This window comes from Luteimonas colneyensis, assembly GCF_014836665.1.
Classification (GTDB): Bacteria; Pseudomonadota; Gammaproteobacteria; order Xanthomonadales; family Xanthomonadaceae; genus Luteimonas; species Luteimonas colneyensis.
The window spans coordinates 466624-487553 of record NZ_JACSQJ010000001.1; the positions used below are offsets into that span (position 1 = coordinate 466624).

The following is a 20930-nucleotide window of genomic DNA, read 5'->3' on the forward strand; positions in this document are numbered from 1 at the left end:
GCAAGCGCTCCGGATCAGGCGGGAGCGTACAAGCCTAGGCGGGCCGGCAACTGCCGACCCTGACCGCGGTCAAGCCGTGGAACGCTCCCGCGCGGCGGCGTGCACCGCCGGCTCGGCCAGGAAGCGCCCCACCTGGTACCACACCAGCACCGCGCCGGTCCCGATGAGCAGCGCGTAGAGCCCGTTCCCGGGCTGCAGGACGTACAAGGCACCCGCCAATCCGGCCGTTACCACCAGCCAGGCCCATGCCTGCCAGCGCTGCAGGAGCGCGCGCCGCGTCTCGCGGCCGATGATGTCCCTCGCCATTGCGGCGGGAATCCCGTACTCCTCGCTGATCACTTCCGGATGCATCGCGTGGCTGGCTCCTGTGGCTGTTCGGACTGCGGACCTCGGATAGAGCGGACGACGTGGGGTACCCGATTACGCCACGGAACGGGGGGCGATGGAAAGGGGGCGGCGGCGCAGGCGCCTGAAACGGCGAAGGGCAGGCCGCTTGGCCTGCCCTTCGCCTCCACCGGCGGGCGGATCACCGCCCTCGTGGCCTTACCAGATGCGCACGCGGTCTTCCGGCGCGATCCACAGCGCGTCGTCGCTGTCCACGCCGAAGGCGTCATACCAGGCATCGATATTGCGGAGCGGCGCGAACGCGCGGATGTGGCCCGGCGAATGCGTGCCGTTCACCAGCTGCTGGCGCAGCGCATCGTCGCGCCACAGCGTGCGCCAGACCTGCGCCCAGCCCATGAAGAATCGCTGCTCGCCGCTGAAGCCGTCGACCACCGGCGCCGGCTGGCCGTCGAGCGAGCGGCGGTAGGCCTCCAGCGCGATGGTCAGGCCGCCGAGGTCGCCGATGTTCTCGCCCATCGCCACCTTGCCGTTGATGTGCATGCCCGGCAGCTGCGGGAACTCGTAGGCCTCGTACTGGGCACCGAGCTTCGCGGCCTGGGCCTCGAACTTCGCCGCGTCCTCGGCCGTCCACCAGTCGCGCAGCAGGCCCTGTCCGTCGGACTTGCGGCCCTGGTCGTCGAAGCCGTGGATGATCTCGTGGCCGATCACGCCGCCGATGCCGCCGTAGTTGACGGCCGGATCGGCATCGGGATCGAAGAACGGCGGCTGCAGGATGGCGGCCGGGAACACGATCTCGTTCTTCACCGACGAGTAGTAGGCGTTGACCGTCTGCGGCGTCATGCCCCACTCGGCCTTGTCGACCGGCCCGCCGATGCGCGCGCGGTCGTAATCCCACTCGAAGGCGGCCGAGCGCAGCGCGTTGCCGAGCACGTCGCCATCCCTGACCTCGAGCGCGGCGTAGTCGCGCCAGGTGTCGGGATGGCCGATCTTGAGGCCGAAGCCGGCCAGCTTGGCGCGGGCTTCCTGCTTGGTGTCCTCGCCCATCCACTCGAGCTGGTCCAGGCGCGCGCCCATGGCCGCCTTCACGTTGGCGACCAGGTCGTCCATCTTGGCCTTGGCATCCGGCGGGAAGTACAGCGCCACGTAGTCGCGGCCGATCGCCTCGCCCATCGCCCCCTCGGCGTGCGCCACGCCGCGCTTCCAGCGCTCCTTCTGCTCGGGCTGGCCCGAGAGGAACTTCGAGCGGAAGTCGAAGTGCGCGTCGACGAAGGCCTTCGACAGCATCGGCGCGGCCTGGTCGGTGACGTGGAAGGCCTGCCAGGCCTTGAGCGTGTCGAGGTCGGCGTCGGCGAAGAGCTTCGCCAGCTTCGGCATCGCGCTGTCCTGGCGCACGACCGCGCGCGGCGCCTGGCCGACGCCGGCGGCGGCGAAATAGCGCTCCCAGGCGAAGCCCGGGGCGGTGGTGGCGAACGCGGCGCGCTCGACCGGGTTGTAGGTGCGGCTGCGGTCGCGGCTCTCGGCGCGGGTCCAGTGCGCTTCGGCCACGGACTTCTCGAAGTCGAACACGCGCTGCGCGCTGCCCTGCGGATCGTCCCAGCCGGCGAGCCCGAGCAGCTGCGCGATGTAGGCGACGTAGCGCTCGCGCTGCGGTGCGAACTTCTCGTCCAGGTACATCTGGCGGTCGCCGAGGCCGAGGCCGGACTGGCTCATGTACAGCGTGTAGCGGTCGGGATCGCGCTGGTCGTCGGACACGCCCAGGCGGAACAGGGTGGCGCCGACGCTGCCCGAGGACGCGCCCATCAGCTCGGCCATCGCGTCCTTGTCGGCGGCGGCGCGGATGGCGTCGAGGTGCGGCGCCAGCGGCTTCGCGCCGAGGGCCTCGATCGCGGCCTCGTCGAGGAAGCTGCGGTACAGCGTGGCGACCTTGGCCGCGTCGCCGGTCGCGGCCGCGCCCTGCTTCACGTAGCCCTCGACCAGGCCGCGCACGCGGGCCTCGGACAGGTCGCGCAGCACCAGGAAGGAGCCGTACATCGACTTGTCCGACGGGATGTCCGTGCTGTCGGCCCAGGTGCCGCTGACGTAGCGGAAGAAGTCGTCGCCCGGCTCGACCGAGGTGTCCATGCCGGCGGTGTCGATGCCCCAGGTGCCGTAGCGGGTGGCGGCGACGGTGCCACCGGCGTCCGCGGCGGAGTCGCCGGCCTCGAACAGCAGGCTGGCGTCGCAGGCGATGTCGATGCATTCGTCGGCTGCGCGCACGTCATGGGCATGCACGGGGGCGGCGAGCGACAGGGCGAGCGCGGTCGCCGCGGTGAGAAGGCTGGTCTTCAAACTGGAAGTCTCCGGACTGGATGCGATGGGCGTGGCGCCGCGAACGGCGCCAACCGGCCAAGGATACCCAACGGCCGCGTTTTCGCGCCGGTCACGCCATCCTGCGTAGAACCGACGGCCATGGAGACCGCCCACACCCATGCCACGCCCTGGTGGACCGTGCAGCGCAGCGACGACCGCGTGCTCGCCACCGCCATCCACGACGGCCACGGCCTGCGCCCCGCCATTGCCGACGCCATGGCGCTGGACGAGGCCGGACGCCTGCGCGAGGAGGACCCCTGGACCGGCCAGGCCGCCGCCGCCGCGCCCACGCACGTGATCGCCGGCCGCTCGCGCTTCGAGGTCGACCTCAACCGCGGCGAGGACGAGGCCTTCTACCGGACGCCGGACCAGTCCTGGGGCCTGCGGGTCTGGGCCACAGCCCCGGACGAAGCGCTGGTCGAAGGCTCGCTGCGCCTGCACCGCGCCTTCTACGCGATGATGGGCCAGCTGCTCGACGACATCCGCGAGTCGCACGGCGCCTACGTACTCATCGACGTCCACAGCTACAACCACCGCCGCGACGGGCCCGCCGCGCGGCCGACGCCGCAGGCAGATGCTCCGGACATCAACATCGGCACCTTCTCGATGCCGAGGGCGCGCTGGGCCCCGGTGCTCGATCCGCTGATGGACGCCATGCGCGACTTCGATTTCCGCGGGCGCCGGCTGGACGTGCGCGAGAACGTGGCCTTCCAGGGCCGCGGCGCCCTCACCCGATTCGTGCACGAACGCCACCCGGAACACGGCTGCGCGATCGCGCTGGAGTTCAAGAAGTTCTTCATGGACGAATGGAGCGGCGCGCCCGACCCGGCGGAGCTGGCCGCCATGCGCGACTTCATCGCGCACGTGGTCGACACCGCGCGCGGCCTGCTCGACCGCCATGGCTGACCGGACGCCCGCGCGCGCTCCGGCGCCGGATCGGCCCGATGACGGCCCGCGCCACCACGCCCTGCCGGACGGCGGTCGCGTCTACATCGACCGCCCCCTGCCCTTCCTGGTCGCGCACCGCAGCGACGACACCGCGCACAGCCTGGCCCGGCGCGTGGCCGCGATCAGTCCAGCGAGCATCCTCTGGCCTGCCGGCGACGGGGACGCCGGCGTGGCCGACTGCGTGCGCAGCGTGGTGGCGAGGCAGCTCCAGGACTGCCCCCACCTGCTGATAATCGGCCTCCACGACCTCGCCGGCGACGACAGCCTTGGCGAGGACAGCGCGCGCCTGGAACCGTTCCGCTTCAGCATCGGCTGCAGCGGCGACCCGGCGGCGCTGGCGGCCGCCGACGAACTCGCCGCGGCGCTGGCCGGGCTGTGCATCGACCTGCGCGAGCCCCGGATCGAACGCCTCGACGATGCCGATGCCCGTGCCCTGCCCTCCGGGCTGCCCCGCGACGACGCGCGCACGTCCCGGCTGACGCTGGGACTGCCGCGCATCCACCTGGTGCCCGGCGGCAACGGCGGCATCTATCCGCAGGTCTTCCACGAGCTGGAAACCCGGGTGTTCGATGCGCTCCTGCGCGCCGCGGCCGCCTTCGTCGCCGCCGGCAGCGGCCGCCCGGCGCCGCAGCACCGCTCGCTCGGGCGCAGCCGCTACATCGAGGCGGCCGTGGTCGCCGATCGCGAACTCGCCCGCATCAGCCGCTCCTTCGACTTCCTGCTCGGCGTCTCGCCGATCGACACCGTCGAGCAGTTCGAGCGCAGCCGCGGACAGGCCGCGCCCGAACCCCGCTTCCGCTACCGCCCGCTGACCGTCGACCCCGCGCTGGCCAAGCGCGCGCTGCACGCGATCGACCTGCGCGCGGTGGAGGATCCGGTGCTGGAGACGCTGTTCCAGCAGAAGCGGCAGGAACTCGACCTGCAGCTGACCCTGCTCCAGTGCCGCAACACGCCCGCGTTCCGGCACGGCTCGGTGATGCTGTACGGCGCCGTCGAACCCGCCCTGCTGGAGGACGCGCACGGCATCCTCGCCCGCGTCGCCGAGCCGCCGAGTGACGATCCGGAGATGGTCGGGGCGCGCGAGGTCGGCGACGCCGCGCAGCGGATGATCGCGCGCTATCGCCACAAGGTGCCGGTGTTCAAGGCCGAGGTCTGCCTGCGCGAGGACCTCGCGCCGGGGCTCATGGTCAGCGGCAACAGCGTGCTGGTGTCGACGGCCACCCGCATGCGCCGCGCGCGCCTGGACGCGCTGCTGCAGCACGAGGTCGGCGTGCACGTGCTCACCTGCATCAACGGCGGCCAGCAGGGGCTGGGCATCTTCGGCGCCGGGCTGGCCGGCTACGAAGGCGTGCAGGAAGGCCTGGGCGTGTTCGCCGAATACCTGGTCGGCGGGCTCACGCCGGCGCGGCTGCGGCTGCTGGCCGCGCGCGTGCTGGTGGTGGACGCGATGCTCGCCGGCGCCGGCTTCGGCGAGTGCCACCGCAGCCTGGTCGAGGACCACGGCTTCGCGGCGCGCACCGCCTTCACCATCGTCGCCCGCGTGTTCCGCTCCGGCGGCCTGGCCAAGGACGCCATCTACCTGCGCGGGCTGCGCCAGGTGTTCGCCTTCGTCGCCGGGGGCCGCGACCTGGATCCGTTCTGGCTGGGCAAGATCGCCGAAGCCCACGTGCCGATGGTCGAGGAGCTGCAGGCGCGCGGCATCCTCCGCGCACCGGCCGCCATCCCCGAATTCCTCACCCGCCCCGAGGCGCGGGCGCGCATCGCGCGCATCCGCGCCGGGGGTACCTTCCTCGACCACCTGCAGGACCCCGCACCATGCTGATCGCCTTCTTCGTCAACGACATCGAGCTGGAATACGAGGGCTACACCACCACCATCCTCGCCCACGAGGCCTCGCGCCGCGGGCACGACGTCGCCTACATCACCCCCGGCGACTTCGTCCTCGGCACCGACGACGACCTGCGCGTCCATGCCCGCATGCTGCCCGCGGCGAAGGGCAGCAAGCGCGGGCGGCCGAAGTTCTTCAAGGACCTGCAGGCCGCGGGCCCGCGCGAGCTGATCGAGATCGCCTCGATCGACGTGCTGATGCTGCGCAACGATCCCTCCAACGACGCCGGCGAGCGCCCCTGGGCCGAGTTCGCCGGCATCCAGTTCGGGCGCCTGGCCGCGGCCCGCGGCTGCCTGGTGCTGAACGACCCGGCCTCGCTGTCGGAGGCGATCAACAAGCTCTACTTCCAGTCCTTCCCGCGCGAGGTCCGCGCCGAGACCCTGATCAGCCGCTCCACGGCCGACATCCGCGACTTCGCCAGGGCGCACGGCGGCAAGGTGGTGCTGAAACCCCTGCAGGGCTCGGGCGGCCAGGGCGTGTTCCTGCTGGACGGCAAGACCGGCAAGAACCTCAACCAGATGGTCGAGGCCATCGGGCGCGACGGCTACATCATCGCCCAGGCCTGGGTGCCGGGCGCGGAGAAGGGCGACATCCGCTTCTTCCTCATGAACGGCGAGCCGCTCAGGGTCGGGACGAAGTACGCGGCGATGCGCCGCGTCGGCGCCAAGGGCGACATCCGCAGCAACATCCACGCCGGCGGCAAGGCGCGCGCGGTGCGCATCACCGAGCGCGAACTGCGCGTGGCCGAGATGATCCGGCCCAAGCTGCTGCGCGACGGCATGTTCCTGGTCGGCGTCGACATCATCGGCGACACCGTCCTCGAGGTGAACGTGTTCTCGCCCGGCAACCTCGGCTCGTGCAGCACCATGGCCGGCGTCAACTTCGCCGCGGAGATCCTGGCGGCGATCGAACGCAAGCTCGAGATCCGCCGCCAGCACCCCGGACAGTTCGACAACCGCACGCTTGCTGTGATGTAGCGCGCGTTCCGTGCGCCGGATCGATCTGGGACAATCGCGGCCGCGACGGCAAGGCGCCGTCGGGGAGCAGCGATGAGCGGACATCTGCCCGTCTGGGTGCAGGAATGGCTGGGGGTGATCATCCCCCTCGGCCAGGTCGCACTCATCCTGCTGGCGGCGTGGCTGCTGCGCCTGGTGGCGCGCCGCGTCGGCGACCGCATCTGGGCGCGCTACGACGCGCCGCCGGAGCTGGTGATCGGCTCGCGGCGGGTGGTGACGTTCCTGATCTCGGCGGCGGCCGTGCTGCTGGTGCTGCAGCGGCTCGGGGTCTCGGGCACGGTGCTGTGGACGGCGTTCACCGGCTTCGCGGCGGTGGCCGCGGTGGCCTTCTTCGCCGCCTGGAGCGTGCTGTCGAACATCTTCTGCACGATGCTGATCCTGGCCACGCGCCCGTTCCGGCTGCACGACCACGTCGAGATCCTGGAAAGCGGCGACAAGCCCGGGCTGGGCGGCCGCGTCACCGACATCAACCTCGTCTACACCACGCTGCAGGAAGTCGACGACGCCGGCGAACCCCGCGGCAGCGTGCTGCGGGTGCCCAACAGCCTGTTCTTCCAGCGCAGCGTGCGCCGCTGGCGCAGCGCGGAGGACCGCAGGCGCGCGCTCAAGGCCAGCCGGCGCCGGGAATCGGGCCTGGACGTCTGAGGTGCACGCCGGCATCGCGCTCCGCGCGGCTCCGCGACGAGCCGACGCACGGTGCTGCAACGACCCTGTCGCCGGCCGCTAGAATCGACGCTCGCCAGGAGCCCGCCATGAACACCATCACGCGCAGCCTCGTCCTCGCCGCCCTCGCGGTCGCGTCCGCGTGCTCGTTCCAGGCCCGCGCGACGCTGCAGCCGGGTGATCCCGCGCCGGACTTCACCGCGCCGGCCTGGCTCGCGGGCGAGCCGTTCGAATACTCGCTGACGAAGGCCCTGCGCGACGGCCCGGTGGTGCTCTACTTCTTCCCGGCCGCGAACACGCCCGGCTGCAACATCGAGGCCTCGCTGTTCTCGCAGGCGGTGGACGACTTCAGGGCCCGCGGCGTGTCGGTGATCGGCGTGACCGCCGGCAACACCGACCAGCTGCGGGCGTTCTCCGCCGACAAGGCCACCTGCGCCGGCAAGTTCCCGGTGGCGGCCGATCCCGGCGCGAAGATCGCCGCCGACTATGCCGCGGTGCTGGATCGCAAGCCGGAGATGTCCAGCCGCACGTCCTACCTGATCGGCCAGGATGGCCGCGTGCTGGCCGTGCACTCCGACATGAACCCGGCGCAGCACGTGAAGCGGATGCTGGAGAGCGTTCCCGGCGCGGGTGCGGACCGCTCCGCCAGCGGCGACTGAAACGGCGCGGATCGCAGTTGGACACGCCCGACAGCCGGGGTGCGCGTAGCGCGTCGACGGCCCCCCCCCGCGGCCATGACCGGACCGGCCGGGATGCCAAAAGCCACCTGAACCGTGCTACTACTCGGTCTGGCGCCGCCTGGGGACGCTGTTGTGATCATGCAAGGGGATGGCAAGGGCCAGGGACGCGGGCGACCACGCTGGTGGTGGCAGGTGCTGCTGGTCCTCGCGCTCGGACTGCACCCCGCCCTGGCGCCCGCGGCGGACGGAGCCTCGTCGACCACCGGGACGCTGCGCCTCGGCGGTGATGCCAACTATCCGCCGTACCACTTCCGCAACGCCCGGGGCGAAGCCGACGGCTTCGACATCGACCTGGCGCAGGCCGTCGCCGCCGACCTCGGCCTGGACCTGGTGGTGGAGCTCGGCGACTGGGCTGAGACGCTGGAACGCCTCGACCGCGGCGAACTCGACGCGGTGCCGATGTTCTGGTCCGCGGAGCGCGGGCGCCGTTTCCTGTTCAGTGAACCGATCCTGCTGCGCCACCACGCACTGTTCGGCCACTACGAGACCCCGGCGGTCGCGTCCCTGGACGCGCTCGCGGGCGGTCGGGTCGCGGTGCAGGACGCCGGCCTGGCCTGGGAGGCACTGCGCGACCTCGACCGGCCGGACGTCAGCATCGTCGGACTCGACAACGAGGGCGACACGCTGCAGCTCGTCGCCAGCGGCGGCGCCGACTACGCGCTGGTTCCGACAGGGATCGGCTACGACGCGATCCGGCGGTCGGACCTGCATGGCCTGGTCGCCCTGAGCCCGCCGCTGCTGGAGCGCAAGTATGTGTACGCCATCCGGCGCGGGCGCCCGGACCTGGTGCCCCTGGTCAACGGTGCGCTCGAGCGGCTGGGGCGTTCGGGCGTGCAGAACGAGCTCTACGTGCAGTGGATCGGCAGCCCGGTCATGCGGGGCTCGGGCGACGCCGCAGCGGATGCGGCCGCCCGGACGGACTGGCGCACGACAGACCTGGCCGGGGCGGCGCTGCTGCTCGCGGGCCTCGCGCTGCTGGCATGGCGACGGCGCCCGGCGCGGCCCGGCCCCGCCGTGGCGGCGACCCGCGGACACGGCGCTCCCGCCGACGCCGCGCTGGTCGCCGGGCTGCGCGAGGCCATCGCCGACGGCAGCCTCGGCTTCGCCCTGCAGCCCAGGATCGACCTGCGCAGCGGCCACTGGATCGGCGCCGAGCTGCTGGCCCGCTGGGAACACCCGCGGCTGGGCACGCTGGATCCCGACACGTTCGTGCCGGCGGCCGAGCAGGCCGGAACCATCGGCGAGATGACCCTCTACCTCGTGCGCCATGGCCTCGAGCACTCCCGCGACTGGCCCGACACCGGGCATCCCCTGCACATCTCGATCAATGTCTCGGCCAACGACCTCGCCGACGCGCAGCTGGTCGACGCCATCATCGAGGCCAGCGCCGGCAGCCGGATCGGGCTGATGCTGGAAATCACCGAGACCGAGGTCATGCGCGAGCCCGAGCACGTCGCCAGCGCGCTTCCGCGGCTGCGCGCCTGCGGGATCCGGATCTCGGTCGACGACTTCGGTGCCGGACACTCGTCGCTGGTGAACCTTCGGCGCCTGGCCCCGGACGAGCTCAAGATCGACCGGTCCTTCGTACAACCGCTGCTGGAGTCGCGTTCGGACCAGGCCATCGTGCGCGCCAGCATCGATCTGGGGCACGAACTCGGCGCACGCGTCGCGGCCGAGGGCGTGGAGGACGACGCAACGCGCGCCTGGCTGCTGGACGCCGGGTGCGACGCGGCGCAGGGATTCGGGATCGCCCGACCGCTGCCGCCCGGCGAATTCGTCGCCCTGCTGCGCAGCTGCCACGGCGTCAAGCCGGCGTCAATACCTGGCGAACATTTTGTTAATGCGCGATTGCTACAATAGCCGCAGGACGCGCATGCCCTCCGCGGCTGCCAGCAGCGTCCTGGTCCGGCAGCAAATCCCAGGGCGCGTCGCGCCCCACTCCCGGGGACCGAGTCCCCGCATTGCCCATGGCCGCCCTCCGCAGGCCTGCCCGCCGCCCTTGCGCGCGCCGCAGGCACCCACGACAGGAGTCGAGATGTCCCGCAGCAGTACCAAGAAGACCGCCAGCACCGCCGCCGCCCCGGCCGCCGCGCGCCCACGCGCCTCCGCCCCGCTGCGCCGCAGCGGCAGCGCGGCCGCCACCAGCGCCGCGCACCTGACCAGCCAGCGCATCGCCGCCGACGTCGCCGCATTCAAGAAGGCCGGCGGTCGCATCGAAGTCCTCGGCAACACGCCGCTGCGCCCCTATACCGCCCGCAGCACCACGCGCAAGGCCACCAAGGTCGAGCCCAAGGCCGCCAAGGCCGGCACCAAGGGCTGACCGCCCGCCGCGGCCCGCCTGCTGGCGCGCCGCCTCCAGCTCAGGCCTCCGTCCTGCCGTCGCCTGCAAGCTCCGGCAGGACGGATCCGCCTGCCGCGTCCCACCCCTCCACGTCCCGCCCCGAGGTCACGCCGCAGGCCGCGGCGATGAACACGACGTCGGTGGACGAGTTGAGCGCGGTCTCCGCCGAGTCCTGCACCACGCCGACGATGAAGCCGATCGCCACCACCTGCATGGCGACTTCATCGCTGATTCCGAACAGGCCGCAGGCCAGCGGGATCAGCAGCAGCGATCCTCCAGGCACGCCCGACGCGCCGCAGGCGCCGATCGCCGCGACCACGCTGAGCAGCAGCGCCGTCGCCAGGTCGACCTGGATGCCGAGCGTGTGCACCGCGGCCAGCGACAGCACCGAGATGGTGATCGCCGCGCCCGCCATGTTGACCGTGGCCCCGAGCGGCACCGCCACCGAGCAGGTTTCGCGGTGCAGGCCGAGCTTCGCGCAGAGCTCCATGTTCACCGGGATGTTGGCCGCCGATGAGCGGGTGAAGAAGGCGGTGATGCCGCTCTCGCGCAGGCAGCGCAGCACCAGCGGCCAGGGGTTGCGCCGGGTCACCGCGAACACCAGCAGCGGATTGGCCACCAGCGCGACGAACAGCATCGCGCCCAGCAGCACCGCCAGCAGGTGCGCGTAGTCGAGCAGCGCCGACAGCCCGGTCTCGGCGAGCATCGAGGCCACGATCCCGAATACGCCCACCGGTGCCAGCCGGATCACCAGCCGCACCACGCGCGTGACCGCCTCCGAGAAGTCGGACAGGACCCGGCGGGTGCCATCGCCCGACTGCCGCAGCGCCAGGCCCATGGCGATGCCCCAGGCCAGCAGCCCGATGTAGTTCGCGTCGACCAGCGCGTTGAAGGGGTTGTCGAACACTTTCAGGACCAGGGTCCGGAGCACCTCGCCGATGCCGCCCGGCGCGCTCAGCGCGGCGTCGGCCGGCACGTCCAGCGCCAGCGTGGTCGGAAACAGGAAGCTCGCCGCCACGCCCACCAGCGCCGCCATCACCGTGCCGACGAGGTACAGGCCGAGGATCGGCCGCATGCGCGTGTCCTGGCCCTGCCGGTGGTTGGCGATGGACGCGGCCACCAGCACCAGGACCAGCACCGGGGCCACCGCCTTCAGCGCGGAAATGAATATGGTGCCGAGCAGGCCTACCGCCGCGCCCGCCCGCGGCGAGACCAGGGCGAGGACGACGCCGGCGAGCAGGCCGATGACGATCTGGGTGACCAGGCTCGGCCGGCGCAGGAAGGACGGGAGTGGCATGTGCGGATCCGGGAATGCTGCAGCCGGCCATGATAGGGCGTCGCGGCGGCGGCCACCCGCATGACCCAGGTCAATGCGGGCGGCGCGGCGAACGGCGAGCCTGCCTGCATCGGTACACATGACGGAGGACGCCGTGGGCGACGCCATCCCGCTCGAACTCGCCGACCGCCCGGACATCGAGGTCGACGGTGCCCTGGTGGCCCGGGAGCTGGGCCTGGAGGTGGAGGAATTCCGCGGGCTGATGGCCCGCGGCAAGGTGAGCGTGCTGTGCGAGCGCGGCACCGGCGAGGACGCGGGCCTCTACCGCGCCAGCTTCTACCACCAGGGCCGGCGCGCGCGGCTGGTGGTCGATGCCCGGGGCCGGAGCATCGATCCGCCCCCGCCGCCCCCGCGCGGAACTGCACCGGCCTGACGCCGCCTTCACACGCGGATCAGCCCGCGAAACGGCATCATCCCCCTGTTCTCTCCCACCACGAGGATTCCATGAAACTGCAAGCATCCCTGATCGCCGCCGCATGTGCCCTGGCCCTGTCCGCCTGCGGCGGCGAGTCCCCGCAGCCCGCCGATCCGGCCGTTGCGACGCCGCCTCCGGCGCCGACCACGCCGGCAGATACCACGACGCCGGCAGGCACCGCTCCGGCCGACGATGCCGCCACCCCTGATGTGCCCGTCGACGCCGCGCCCTTGGACGGCACCTCGACCGCCACCGGCGAGACCGGCGCGGTGGACGCCGCCGGCGCCACTCCGGCCGCCGCTGGCGACGCCGCCGTCACCGGCTGCAGCGTCGCGATCGAGGGCAACGACATGATGAAGTTCAACGTGTCGTCGATCACCGTGCCGGCGAGCTGCAGCGAGTTCACCATCAACCTGACCCACGTCGGCCGCCTGCCCGAGGCCGCGATGGGCCACAACGTGGTCATCGCCGCCACCTCCGACATGGCCGGCGTGGCCGCGGACGGCATCAGTGCCGGCGCGTCGGCCGGCTACGTCAAGGCCGGCGACAGCCGCATCATCGCCGCGACCGAGATGATCGGCGGCGGCGAGAGCACCTCGGTCACCTTCGACGTGTCGAAGATCAAGGACGGCGGCCCCTACGAGTTCTTCTGCAGCTTCCCCGGCCATGCGGCCCTCATGAAGGGCAGCATCAGCGTCGGCTGACGCCACCGCAGGACCGCTCGTCGACGCCCACGCCGGCAGCTCCGGCGCGGGCGTCCGCGTTCACGGGGAGGATGCCGGCCTGAACGTCCCGACAATCGTCATCACACTGTCATGCGGCTGCGGTAGAGCCGGCGCCGGGCGCCCGGCACGCTGGACCGCCTTGTCCAGCGCGCCGCCCGAATGCTCCGCCTTGCCGCCCTCCTCCTCGCCTGCCTGCTGCTCGCCGGCTTCTCTTCGCTGCCGGGCCTGCCGGCCTCCTTGGCCGCCCACCTGGTCGCGCCCGACGGGACCTCGCCGCTGCTGCCGCGCGCGCCGATCGACGCCGCGCTGGCGCGGCTGCGCGACCGCGAAGGCCGCGTCACCACGCGCGCCGGCGTCGACGTCTTCTGGCGCGCGATCGATCCCGCGGACTACGCGCTGCGGATGTCCTGGCCCCGCGACCTGGGCGTGGCCGACACCTTCCCCGACCTCGACTTCCAGGTGCCCACCGGCCCCGCCGGCACGCCGCGCGGCACCGTCGTGCTGCTGCACGGCTGGATGATGCACGGCGATTCGATGCTGCCCTGGGCGCTGCGCCTGGGCGAGGCCGGCTACCGCACGATTTCGATCGACCTGCGCAACCACGGCCGCTCCGGCACCGCACCCTCGGGCTACGGCATGCGCGAGGCCGCCGACGTGGTGGACGTGGTGGCCGCGCTACGCCGCCAGGGCGAAGTGGTGGGCCCGCTGCACGTCCTCGGCGTGTCCTACGGGGCCGCCACGGCGATCTTCGCCGGCGCGGATCCGGCGCTGGGCGCCGAGCGCGTGGTCGCGATGGAATCCTTCGCCATGGCCGACGACGCGATCCGCGACATGGTCCCCTACATGCTCACCAACGCGCCGGCGCCTCCCTCGGCCTGGCTGACCCGCCAATGGCTGCGCTGGCGGCTGAACGATGCGGTGCTCGACGCCGCGATCGAGCGCGCGGGCGACACCCTGGGCCTGCCGCTGGACCGCGTGGACGTGGCGGCCGCGCTGGCCGGGGTGCCCTGCCCGCTGCTGGTGCACGGCGACGCCGACCGCCACGTGCCGGTCGCGCATGGCCGCGCGCTGGCGGCCTCGGCGCCCCACGCCCGCTACATCGAGCTGGCCGGGCAGGACCACCTCAGCCTGCCGATGCAGCTCGACGTGCTGGCGCCCGCCGTCCTGGACTGGTTCGGGCAGCCGGCCTGCGACGCGCCGGGCATCCTGTCCGGTGCGGCCGATCCCGTTCCGCCGACGGACGGCAGCCGCGGATGACGCGCGCGCAACATTCCGGCCGCTAACGTGGCCGCGCCTCCGGCATCCGCCGGGGCCGCCGCCCCGCTCCCCCTGGAGACATCGCATGCCCTACTACACCGGCCTGGTCGCCGCCGTCCCCACGGCCCGCAAGCAGGACTACATCGCCCATGCCGCCGCCTCGTGGAACGTGTTCGCGAAGCACGGTGCGACGCGCATGGTCGAGACCTGGGGCGTCGACGTCCCGCACGGCCACACCACCGACTTCCACCGCGCGGTCGAGGCCGGCGGGGACGAGACGGTCGTCTTCTCCTGGATCGCCTGGCCCGACCGCGCCACCTGCGACGCCGCATGGCAGGCGATGGAGACCGACGAAGCGATGGCCGCGCTGCCACCGATGCCCTTCGACGGCAGCCGCATGATCTACGGCGGCTTCTCGCCGGTGCTGGAGGCGGGCGAGCCGATGGGCTCGGACTACTACCAGGGCTTCGCCCTGGCCGTCCCGGCCGGGAACAAGGCCGCCTACACCGACATGGCCCGCAAGGGCTGGGAGATGTTCGGCGAAGCCGGTGCTGACGGCGTGGTCGAGGCCTGGGGCGAGGACGTGCCCCATGGCAAGCGCACCGATTTCTACCGTGCCACCAAGGCGGTGGACGGCGAAGTCGCGGCGTTCAGCTGGATCGCCTGGCCCGACCGCGCCACCTGCGACCGCGCGGCGAAGGCGATGCAGGAGGACCCGGCCATGCAGGACATGCCGGAGATGCCCTTCGACGGCAAGCGCATGATGTGGGCCGGCTTCGAGCCGGTCTTCGATTCCGCCCGGTCGTCCTGAGCCTCAGGCGGTGCCGTCGGGCGCCGCCTGGTCCATGGCCCTGCCACGGGCTGGCGGGCCGGCATGGAGGTCCGCGCCGGCGTCGAGGTCCGCGCCGGCATCCGAGGCGGCATCCACCGCCTCGGCCGGCGCCGAGAACAGGTCCCATGCCGAGATGAACAGCGCGGCGATCAGCGGCCCGATCACGAAGCCGTTGAGCCCGAACAGCGCCATGCCGCCCAGCGTCGACACCAGCACGATGTAGTCGGGCATGCGCGTGTCCTTGCCGACCAGGATGGGACGTAGGATGTTGTCCACCAGCCCGATCACGAACACGCCATAGCCGATCAGCACCAGGCCCTGGACCACCGAGCCGGTGGCCAGGAAGTAGATCGCCACCGGGCCCCACACCAGGAACGTGCCCAGCGCCGGCAGCAGCGACAGGAAGGCCATCACCACCGACCACAGCACCACGCCCTGCACGTCCAGGATCCAGAAGATCAGGCCGCCGAGCGCGCCCTGCACCAGGGCCACGACGATGTTGCCCTTGACCGTGGCGCGGATGACGGTGGTGAACTTGCCCAGCAGCGCGCGCTTGTGCGCCTCGTTCAGCGGGATCGCGTGGCGGATGCGCGCGGCCAGCATGGCGCCGTCGCGGAACAGGAAGAACAGCAGGTAGAGCATGATCGCGAAGGACACGAAGAACTGCATCGTGCCCTGCCCCAGGTTCACCGCCTGGGTGGCGACGACCTGGCTGAGCGTCGCGGCGCCGTCCGCCAGCTTGTCCTGCAGCTCGGGAATGGTGCCGAGGCCGAGGCGTCCCAGCAGGTCGCTGGCCCAGTCCGGCAGCAGGCGCATGACCTGCTCGAAGTAGTGTGCGAAGCCGATGTCGCCCTCGCGCACGCGCTGGAAGATGGACGAGGCCTCCCGCACCAGCGACACCCCGATCAGCGCCACCGGCAGGATCGCGATCAGCAGGCAGACCAGCAGCGTCGACAGGGCCGCGAGGTTGCGCCGCCCGCGCATCCGCACCAGCAGGCGGCGGTGCAGCGGCGAGAACAGCAGCGCCAGGATCACCGCCCAGAACACCGCGCCGTAGAACGGCAGCAGGACCCAGCCGAAGGCCAGCGTCACCGCCAGCAACAGGAAGAGGAAGACCTTGCGCTGCAGTTCGATGGTGTGCATTGCGATGACGGTGGCGGGCGGAAGCCGGAGTCTGACAGGCTTCCGCCGCCGGTACAGCCGTCGCCGCTCAGAGCATGCGCCGCAGCACGCCGTCGCGCTTCGCGAAATGGTGCACCAGCGCCATGCCGGCATGGCCGAGCACCATCGCCACCAGCAACCAGGCCAGGGGCGAGTGCACCGCGCCGCCGAAGCTCGCCAGCCACGGGATCTCAGCTCCCCCGGCCACCAGCTCGACGCCGAAGGCGCTCAGGCCATAGCCGTTGCCGAGCATGATCGCGATGCCGGACAGCGGCATCAGCAGCAGCGCCGCGTACAGCGCCACGTGCCCGGCCCTGGCCAGCAGGCCCAGCGCGGGCGGTGGCGGCGCCGGCGGGCGGTTGCCGCGGTTGCGCAGTGCCCAGGCGATGCGCGGCACCATCAGCAGCAGCACCAGCACGCCGATCGAGACGTGCCAGGGCACCAGCGTCTGGCCGACCCAGTGTTCGCCGTCGTCGATGCGGTCGAAGAGCTTCAGCGCCTGACAGAAGACGAGCAGAGCCACGGCCCAGTGGAAGAGGCGGGAAACGGTGCCGTAGCGGTCCCGGGTGTCACGGCTCATGGAAGGCTCCTGTCTGTCGGATGGGCTGAACGATGCAAGGCGCGGCATGGCCGTCCCCGACGTCCATCGTAACGGCGCATGTGCCGCGCTCGCCGGGCTGCGCGTGCAACCCGGCGACGGCGTGATCGGCTCAGGCCGCGGGCCGACTCGCCGCGTCGAGCGCCTCCAGCGCGGTCGCGGGCAGCACCAGGTCGGCCGCGCCCATGATGTCCTCGAGCTGCGCGAGGCTGGTGGCGCTGGCGATCGGCGTGACCTGCGGGCGCGTCATCAGCCACGCCAGCGCGACCTGGGCCGGCGTGGCGGAGAGGTCGTCCGCGACGCCGCGCAGCGTCTCCAGCAGCGCCAGGCCACGCGCATCGAAGTAGCCGCCGAGGAAGCCGGCGCGCGCGCTCCCTTCGAGGTCGGCGGCGCTGCGGTACTTGCCGGTCAGGAAGCCGCTGGCCAGCGAGAAGTAGCTCACCACGCCGAGCGCATGCTCCTCCGCCACCGCGGCCAGCTCCGATTCGTAGCCCGCGCGGTCGTACAGGTTGTAGCCCGGCTGCAGCACCTCGTAGCGTGCGAATCCGCGGTCGGCCGAGATCGCCAGCGCCTCGCGAAGGCGCGCGGCGTCGTAGTTGGAGGCGCCGACGGCGCGCACCTTGCCTGCGTCCACCAGCTTGGAGAAGGCGGCCAGCGTTTCCTCGAGCGGCACGCCGGCATCGTCCTCGTGGGCGAAGTAGACGTCGAGATGGTCGGTGCGCAGCCGGCGCAGCGAATCCTCGACCGCGGCCTGGATGTTGGCCGCCGACAGGCCCTTCCGCGGCGCCCACTTGGCGACCTTGGTCATGAGCACGACGTCATCGCGGCGCCCGCGCCTGGCCAGCCAGCGGCCGATGACGGCCTCGGATTCGCCGCCCGACAGGCCGGGGGCCCAGGCGGAATAGACGTCGGCGGTATCGATGGCGTTGAAGCCGCGCTCGACGAAGCGGTCGAGCAGCGCGAACGAGGTGGCCTCGTCGGCGGTCCAGCCGAACACGTTGCCGCCGAAGACGAGGGGCGCGACCTCGGGGCCGCCGTGGCCCAGCCTGCGCTTCTGCATGATGTTGAACTCCTCAAGAATGTGCATGTCGTTCCCCGTGCAAGGCCCGCGGAACCATCCCGCAAGGATCAGGCAATGGTCTCCACCGTGCCACCGTCGACGCGCAGCGCCGAGCCGGTGGTGGCGCTGGCCTGCGGCGAGGCGACGTAGACGCTGAGGCTGGCGACCTCCTCCGGCGTCGCGAAGCGGCCGAGCAGGTTCGACGGCCGGTTCTCGGCCAGGAACAGCGCCTCCATCTCCTCCGGAGTCACGCCACGGCCGGCGGCGAGCGCGGCCATCATCTCCACCGCGCCGTCGGTCCGCGTGGGGCCGGGCAGGATGGTGTTGACGGTGACGCCACTGCCGGCCAGCACCTTGGCCAGGCCGCGCGACAGCCCCTGCAGCGCCGACTTGGTGACGCCGTAGTGGACCATCTCGGTGGGAATGTTGAGCGCCGATTCGCTGGACACGAACTGGATCCGACCCCAGCCACGCTCGCGCATGCCGCGCGCGTAGTGGCGCGACAGGCGCACGCCGCCCATCACGTTGACCTGCCAGTACTCGTCCCACAGCGTGTCGTCGATGTCGAAGAACTCGCGCGCGCCGTAGATGCCGAGGTTGTTGACCAGGATGTCGGCGTCGGGGCGCGCGGCGGTCAGCGCGGTGGCGCCTTCGGCGGTGCCGAGGTCGGCGACCACGCCGGTCGCGTCGTCGCGGCCGCCGTCCTTGCGCAGCTTCGCCAGCGCCCCGTCCACGCGCGCCTGGCTGCGGCCGACGATGGTGACGGTGGCACCGGCCTTCGACAGGCCGGTGGCGATGGCCAGGCCGATGCCGCCCGTGGAGCCGGTGACGATGGCGGACCTGCCGGAAAGATCGATCTTCATGGGGGAATCTCCTCGATGGGGCGCGGCCGTGGATCAGCCGAAGCGGAAGGCGGACAGGGTGGTCTTCATGACCTCCTCGGAATAGACCTTGCGGCCGTCGGAGCCGGCGCCGGCGCCGGCGGCGACCAGCAGCGGCAGCAGGTGCTCCTCGCCGCCCGGCGGATGGCTGTCGCGGGCGTGCGGGGCGCTGGCCCAGTCGCGGAGCATGGCCTCGCGCCGTGGCGTTCCGCTTTCAACAGCCGCGGTCAGCCATTCGTCGAAGCGCGCCGACACCGGGGTGTAGCGCGGATCGCCGTAGCCGCGCATGTTGTGGAAGCTCATGCCGCTGGCGACGATCAGCACGCCCTCGTCGCGCAGGGCGGCCAGGGCGCGGCCGGCGGCGATGTGCGCGGCGGGATCCATGTCGCGCCGCAGCGACAGCTGGACCACCGGGATGTCAGCCTTCGGGAACATCAGCTTGAGCGGGATGAAGACGCCATGGTCGAAGCCGCGCTGCGGGTCGACGCGTGCCGGCTCGCCGGTGTCGCGCAGCAGCTGCACGATGCGCTCGGCCAGGGCCGGCTCGCCGGGCGCGGGATACGTCAGCTCGTAGGTATGCGCCGGGAAGCCGCTGTAGTCGTAGATCAGCGGCGCACGGGCGCTGCCGGTGACGCTGAAGCCCGGCTCCAGCCAGTGCCCGGAGACCAGCACGATTGCCCGCGGTGCCTGCGGCAGCGTGCCGGCCACGCCCTTCAGGAAGGCGGCCATGCGGTCCCAGGTATCGGCCGGGTTCCAGTCCATGAAGAAGCAGGGACCGGCGCCGTGGGGAATGAAGAGGACGGGCATGCGCCCGACGCGCTCAGCATCGGTGGCGTTGCCAGGGGTTGGACCGGATTACCAGCATGCGCGTCTTCGTCCGCGCCGCGACCGACGGCAGCCTGTCCGCGGCGGCCCGCCACCTCGGCATGTCGCCGGCGATGGCGACCAAGCACGTCAACGCGCTCGAGGCCCGCCTGGGCGTGAAGCTGTTCCACCGCAGCACGCGCCGCCTGGCCCTGACCGAGGCCGGCAGCGACTACCTCGAGGCCTGCCTGCGGATCCTGCCCGACATCGACGAGGCGGAGGCCGCGGTCGCCTCGCAGCGGATCAAGGCCAGCGGCCTGCTGCGCATGAACGTCCCCCTGTCCTTCGGGCGCTGCTTCGTGGCGCCGCTGGTGCCGGAGTTCTGCCGTCGCCATCCCGAGGTCACGGTCGAGCTGAGCCTGAGCGACGCCGAACTCGACCTCGTCGCCGGCAGCTGGGACCTCGCCGTGCGCATCGGCCGGCTGGCGGACAGCCCGCTGCAGGCGCGGCGCCTGGGGGACAGCCCGATGCTGGTCTGTGCGTCCCCGTCCTACCTCGACGCGCGCGGCGTGCCGCGGCGGGTGGCCGACCTGGTGCAGCACAACTGCCTGGGCTACACGCTCTCGGGCACGCAGGGGCGCGGGCACTGGGCCTTCGGCGTCAACGGCGACGTCCGCGTGCCGGCCAGCGGCAACCTGCTGGCCAACAACGGCGACGCCCTGCTGGCGGCGGCGGTGCGCGGCCAGGGGATCATCTACCAGCCGGAATTCATCGTGGAAGCGGCGCTGGCGCGCGGCGAGCTCACGGTGCTGGAGCTCGACCGGCCGTGCGTCGAGCTGGGCGGCATCCACGTGCTCTATCCGCCCGACCGCCGGCCACCGGCCAAGGTGCGGGTGATGATCGACTACCTGGCCGAAGCCTTTGCCAACGGGCGTCCGGAAATTCCGCCGCCGCGCTGAGGCGGATGGCCCGCGACCGGAGCCGGACCGCAACGCCGAGTCAGAGCGTGGCGGTCACCTCCGCGCCGCGCGCGGCCAGCAGTTCGCTGGCCCGCTGCTGCTCGTCCTTGGACAGCGCGTGCACCACGACGGTGGTGCGCCGCGCCTCCATGGCGTCGTGCGTGGCCTGGACGTAGCGGTCGTGGTCCGGGCGGATCGATACCAGGCCGCCGAGCAGCAGGCCACCCACGGTGGCGAAGGCGATCGTCGCCGCGGCCGCGGCCACGGGCGAACGGGTCACGAACGGCAGCCCGGCCCACATCATGATCCCGAACGCGATCGCACCCAGGATCGCGCCGACGATGCCCAGCTTCACGTGCGCCACCACGATGGTGCGCCAGATGCCCCTGCCCTCCGGCTCCAGCTTGATGTTCGCGTCAGGCTCGTCGGGACCGACCACCTTGACCTGCTGCGGCTGCAGGCCGGCTTCCGAGAGTAGCGCGGCCGCGGCGGCGCGCGCGTCGGCACTGCTGTCGAACACGGCGGCGAGCTTGCTGTTCGAGACCTCTCCGGTCAGCGGATTGTCGGACACGGCGCTGGCTCCTGGTGGGCTGCGCCGATGATGGCAAGGGC

Annotated in this window: 20 protein-coding genes and 2 pseudogenes; 13 read left to right on the forward strand and 9 right to left on the reverse strand. The window is 72.1% G+C overall.

Annotation, left to right across the window (positions count from 1 at the left end; translation table 11 throughout):
• Positions 1 to 69 precede the first annotated feature (69 nt).
• Entirely contained in the window at positions 70 to 351 is a 282-nt protein-coding gene (locus H9645_RS02050; protein WP_191728062.1) for a hypothetical protein, read from the reverse strand.
• A gap of 192 nt (positions 352 to 543) precedes the next feature.
• Positions 544 to 2673, reverse strand: coding sequence for a M13 family metallopeptidase (locus tag H9645_RS02055; RefSeq protein ID WP_225217908.1), 2130 nt, complete (start codon positions 2671 to 2673; stop codon positions 544 to 546).
• A 120-nt stretch (positions 2674 to 2793) separates the two neighbouring features.
• Between H9645_RS02055 and H9645_RS02060 the strand changes: the two genes are divergently transcribed.
• The 7 genes from H9645_RS02060 to H9645_RS02090 all read left to right on the forward strand — a co-directional run bounded on the left by H9645_RS02060 (position 2794) and on the right by H9645_RS02090 (position 10269).
• Positions 2794 to 3600, forward strand: coding sequence for an N-formylglutamate amidohydrolase (locus H9645_RS02060; RefSeq protein ID WP_191728064.1), 807 nt, complete (start codon positions 2794 to 2796; stop codon positions 3598 to 3600).
• The gene (locus H9645_RS02065) at positions 3593 to 5464 is read left to right on the forward strand and encodes a peptidase MATCAP family protein (protein ID WP_191728065.1); all 1872 of its coding nucleotides are present in this window, start codon (positions 3593 to 3595) and stop codon (positions 5462 to 5464) included. The genes H9645_RS02060 and H9645_RS02065 overlap by 8 nt, the downstream gene beginning before the upstream one ends.
• Positions 5458 to 6507 carry a glutathione synthetase gene (locus H9645_RS02070; protein WP_191728066.1) on the forward strand — a complete coding sequence of 350 codons (1050 nt, stop codon included), beginning with the start codon at positions 5458 to 5460 and terminating at the stop codon, positions 6505 to 6507. The genes H9645_RS02065 and H9645_RS02070 overlap by 7 nt, the downstream gene beginning before the upstream one ends.
• A 72-nt stretch (positions 6508 to 6579) precedes the next feature.
• Entirely contained in the window at positions 6580 to 7191 is a 612-nt protein-coding gene (locus H9645_RS02075; RefSeq protein ID WP_191728067.1) for a mechanosensitive ion channel domain-containing protein, read from the forward strand.
• Positions 7192 to 7298: 107 nt separating this feature from the next.
• Positions 7299 to 7868, forward strand: coding sequence for a peroxiredoxin (locus tag H9645_RS02080; RefSeq protein WP_191728068.1), 570 nt, complete (start codon positions 7299 to 7301; stop codon positions 7866 to 7868).
• A 159-nt stretch (positions 7869 to 8027) separates the two neighbouring features.
• A complete protein-coding gene (locus tag H9645_RS02085) occupies positions 8028 to 9809 on the forward strand; it encodes an EAL domain-containing protein (RefSeq protein WP_225217981.1) in 1782 nt (593 codons plus the stop codon).
• 175 nt (positions 9810 to 9984) lie between these two features.
• The gene (locus tag H9645_RS02090) at positions 9985 to 10269 is read left to right on the forward strand and encodes a hypothetical protein (RefSeq protein WP_191728070.1); all 285 of its coding nucleotides are present in this window, start codon (positions 9985 to 9987) and stop codon (positions 10267 to 10269) included.
• Positions 10270 to 10309: 40 nt separating this feature from the next.
• Here H9645_RS02090 and sstT read toward each other — a convergent pair whose 3' ends face one another.
• The gene (sstT, locus tag H9645_RS02095) at positions 10310 to 11587 is read right to left on the reverse strand and encodes a serine/threonine transporter SstT (protein WP_191728071.1); all 1278 of its coding nucleotides are present in this window, start codon (positions 11585 to 11587) and stop codon (positions 10310 to 10312) included.
• 118 nt (positions 11588 to 11705) lie between these two features.
• Here sstT and H9645_RS02100 point away from each other — a divergent pair, with 118 nt between their 5' ends.
• The 5 genes and pseudogenes from H9645_RS02100 to H9645_RS14125 form a co-directional block, all read left to right on the forward strand.
• Positions 11706 to 11999 (forward strand): DUF6522 family protein, encoded by a 294-nt coding sequence (locus tag H9645_RS02100; protein WP_191728072.1) that lies wholly within the window; start codon positions 11706 to 11708, stop codon positions 11997 to 11999.
• A 71-nt stretch (positions 12000 to 12070) separates the two neighbouring features.
• Positions 12071 to 12745, forward strand: coding sequence for an azurin (gene azu, locus H9645_RS02105; protein ID WP_191728073.1), 675 nt, complete (start codon positions 12071 to 12073; stop codon positions 12743 to 12745).
• 180 nt (positions 12746 to 12925) lie between these two features.
• Entirely contained in the window at positions 12926 to 14023 is a 1098-nt protein-coding gene (locus tag H9645_RS02110) for an alpha/beta fold hydrolase (RefSeq protein WP_191728074.1), read from the forward strand.
• 85 nt (positions 14024 to 14108) lie between these two features.
• Positions 14109 to 14462: pseudogene (locus H9645_RS14120) on the forward strand (DUF1428 domain-containing protein); the annotation flags it as partial.
• A 27-nt stretch (positions 14463 to 14489) separates the two neighbouring features.
• A pseudogene (locus tag H9645_RS14125) lies at positions 14490 to 14834 on the forward strand (DUF1428 domain-containing protein); the annotation flags it as partial.
• A gap of 3 nt (positions 14835 to 14837) precedes the next feature.
• Here the strand turns inward: H9645_RS14125 and H9645_RS02120 are convergent.
• From H9645_RS02120 to H9645_RS02140, 5 genes are all read right to left on the reverse strand, one after another.
• Positions 14838 to 15998: an AI-2E family transporter gene (locus H9645_RS02120; RefSeq protein WP_191728075.1), complete on the reverse strand. Its 1161-nt coding sequence runs from the start codon at positions 15996 to 15998 to the stop codon at positions 14838 to 14840.
• 67 nt (positions 15999 to 16065) lie between these two features.
• Positions 16066 to 16596: a cytochrome b gene (locus H9645_RS02125; RefSeq protein WP_191728076.1), complete on the reverse strand. Its 531-nt coding sequence runs from the start codon at positions 16594 to 16596 to the stop codon at positions 16066 to 16068.
• Between the two features lie 130 nt (positions 16597 to 16726).
• Positions 16727 to 17677 (reverse strand): aldo/keto reductase, encoded by a 951-nt coding sequence (locus H9645_RS02130; RefSeq protein WP_191728447.1) that lies wholly within the window; start codon positions 17675 to 17677, stop codon positions 16727 to 16729.
• Between the two features lie 65 nt (positions 17678 to 17742).
• Positions 17743 to 18537: an SDR family NAD(P)-dependent oxidoreductase gene (locus H9645_RS02135; protein WP_191728077.1), complete on the reverse strand. Its 795-nt coding sequence runs from the start codon at positions 18535 to 18537 to the stop codon at positions 17743 to 17745.
• Positions 18538 to 18570: 33 nt separating this feature from the next.
• Entirely contained in the window at positions 18571 to 19362 is a 792-nt protein-coding gene (locus H9645_RS02140) for a DODA-type extradiol aromatic ring-opening family dioxygenase (protein ID WP_191728078.1), read from the reverse strand.
• A 56-nt stretch (positions 19363 to 19418) separates the two neighbouring features.
• On the opposite strand from H9645_RS02140, the gene H9645_RS02145 reads away from it, so the two are divergent.
• On the forward strand, positions 19419 to 20318 hold the full coding sequence (locus H9645_RS02145; protein WP_191728079.1) for a LysR family transcriptional regulator: 900 nt from the start codon (positions 19419 to 19421) through the stop codon (positions 20316 to 20318).
• A gap of 40 nt (positions 20319 to 20358) precedes the next feature.
• Here the strand turns inward: H9645_RS02145 and H9645_RS02150 are convergent, their stop codons facing one another.
• Positions 20359 to 20889, reverse strand: coding sequence for a riboflavin biosynthesis protein RibA (locus H9645_RS02150; RefSeq protein ID WP_191728080.1), 531 nt, complete (start codon positions 20887 to 20889; stop codon positions 20359 to 20361).
• Between the last annotated feature and the right edge of the window lie 41 nt (positions 20890 to 20930).

Excerpts from the sequence above, each read along its gene's own strand:
- H9645_RS02050 (WP_191728062.1), bottom strand. The coding sequence starts at position 351 with ATGCATCCGGAAGTGATCAGCGAGGAGTACGGGATTCCCGCCGCAATG.
- H9645_RS02060 (WP_191728064.1), top strand. The coding sequence starts at position 2,794 with ATGGAGACCGCCCACACCCATGCCACGCCCTGGTGGACCGTGCAGCGC.
- H9645_RS02065 (WP_191728065.1), top strand. The coding sequence starts at position 3,593 with ATGGCTGACCGGACGCCCGCGCGCGCTCCGGCGCCGGATCGGCCCGAT.
- H9645_RS02070 (WP_191728066.1), top strand. The coding sequence starts at position 5,458 with ATGCTGATCGCCTTCTTCGTCAACGACATCGAGCTGGAATACGAGGGC.
- H9645_RS02075 (WP_191728067.1), top strand. The coding sequence starts at position 6,580 with ATGAGCGGACATCTGCCCGTCTGGGTGCAGGAATGGCTGGGGGTGATC.
- H9645_RS02080 (WP_191728068.1), top strand. The coding sequence starts at position 7,299 with ATGAACACCATCACGCGCAGCCTCGTCCTCGCCGCCCTCGCGGTCGCG.
- H9645_RS02085 (WP_225217981.1), top strand. The coding sequence starts at position 8,028 with ATGCAAGGGGATGGCAAGGGCCAGGGACGCGGGCGACCACGCTGGTGG.
- H9645_RS02090 (WP_191728070.1), top strand. The coding sequence starts at position 9,985 with ATGTCCCGCAGCAGTACCAAGAAGACCGCCAGCACCGCCGCCGCCCCG.
- sstT (WP_191728071.1), bottom strand. The coding sequence starts at position 11,587 with ATGCCACTCCCGTCCTTCCTGCGCCGGCCGAGCCTGGTCACCCAGATC.
- H9645_RS02100 (WP_191728072.1), top strand. The coding sequence starts at position 11,706 with ATGACGGAGGACGCCGTGGGCGACGCCATCCCGCTCGAACTCGCCGAC.
- azu (WP_191728073.1), top strand. The coding sequence starts at position 12,071 with ATGAAACTGCAAGCATCCCTGATCGCCGCCGCATGTGCCCTGGCCCTG.
- H9645_RS02110 (WP_191728074.1), top strand. The coding sequence starts at position 12,926 with ATGCTCCGCCTTGCCGCCCTCCTCCTCGCCTGCCTGCTGCTCGCCGGC.
- H9645_RS02120 (WP_191728075.1), bottom strand. The coding sequence starts at position 15,998 with ATGCACACCATCGAACTGCAGCGCAAGGTCTTCCTCTTCCTGTTGCTG.
- H9645_RS02125 (WP_191728076.1), bottom strand. The coding sequence starts at position 16,596 with ATGAGCCGTGACACCCGGGACCGCTACGGCACCGTTTCCCGCCTCTTC.
- H9645_RS02135 (WP_191728077.1), bottom strand. The coding sequence starts at position 18,537 with ATGAAGATCGATCTTTCCGGCAGGTCCGCCATCGTCACCGGCTCCACG.
- H9645_RS02140 (WP_191728078.1), bottom strand. The coding sequence starts at position 19,362 with ATGCCCGTCCTCTTCATTCCCCACGGCGCCGGTCCCTGCTTCTTCATG.
- H9645_RS02145 (WP_191728079.1), top strand. The coding sequence starts at position 19,419 with ATGCGCGTCTTCGTCCGCGCCGCGACCGACGGCAGCCTGTCCGCGGCG.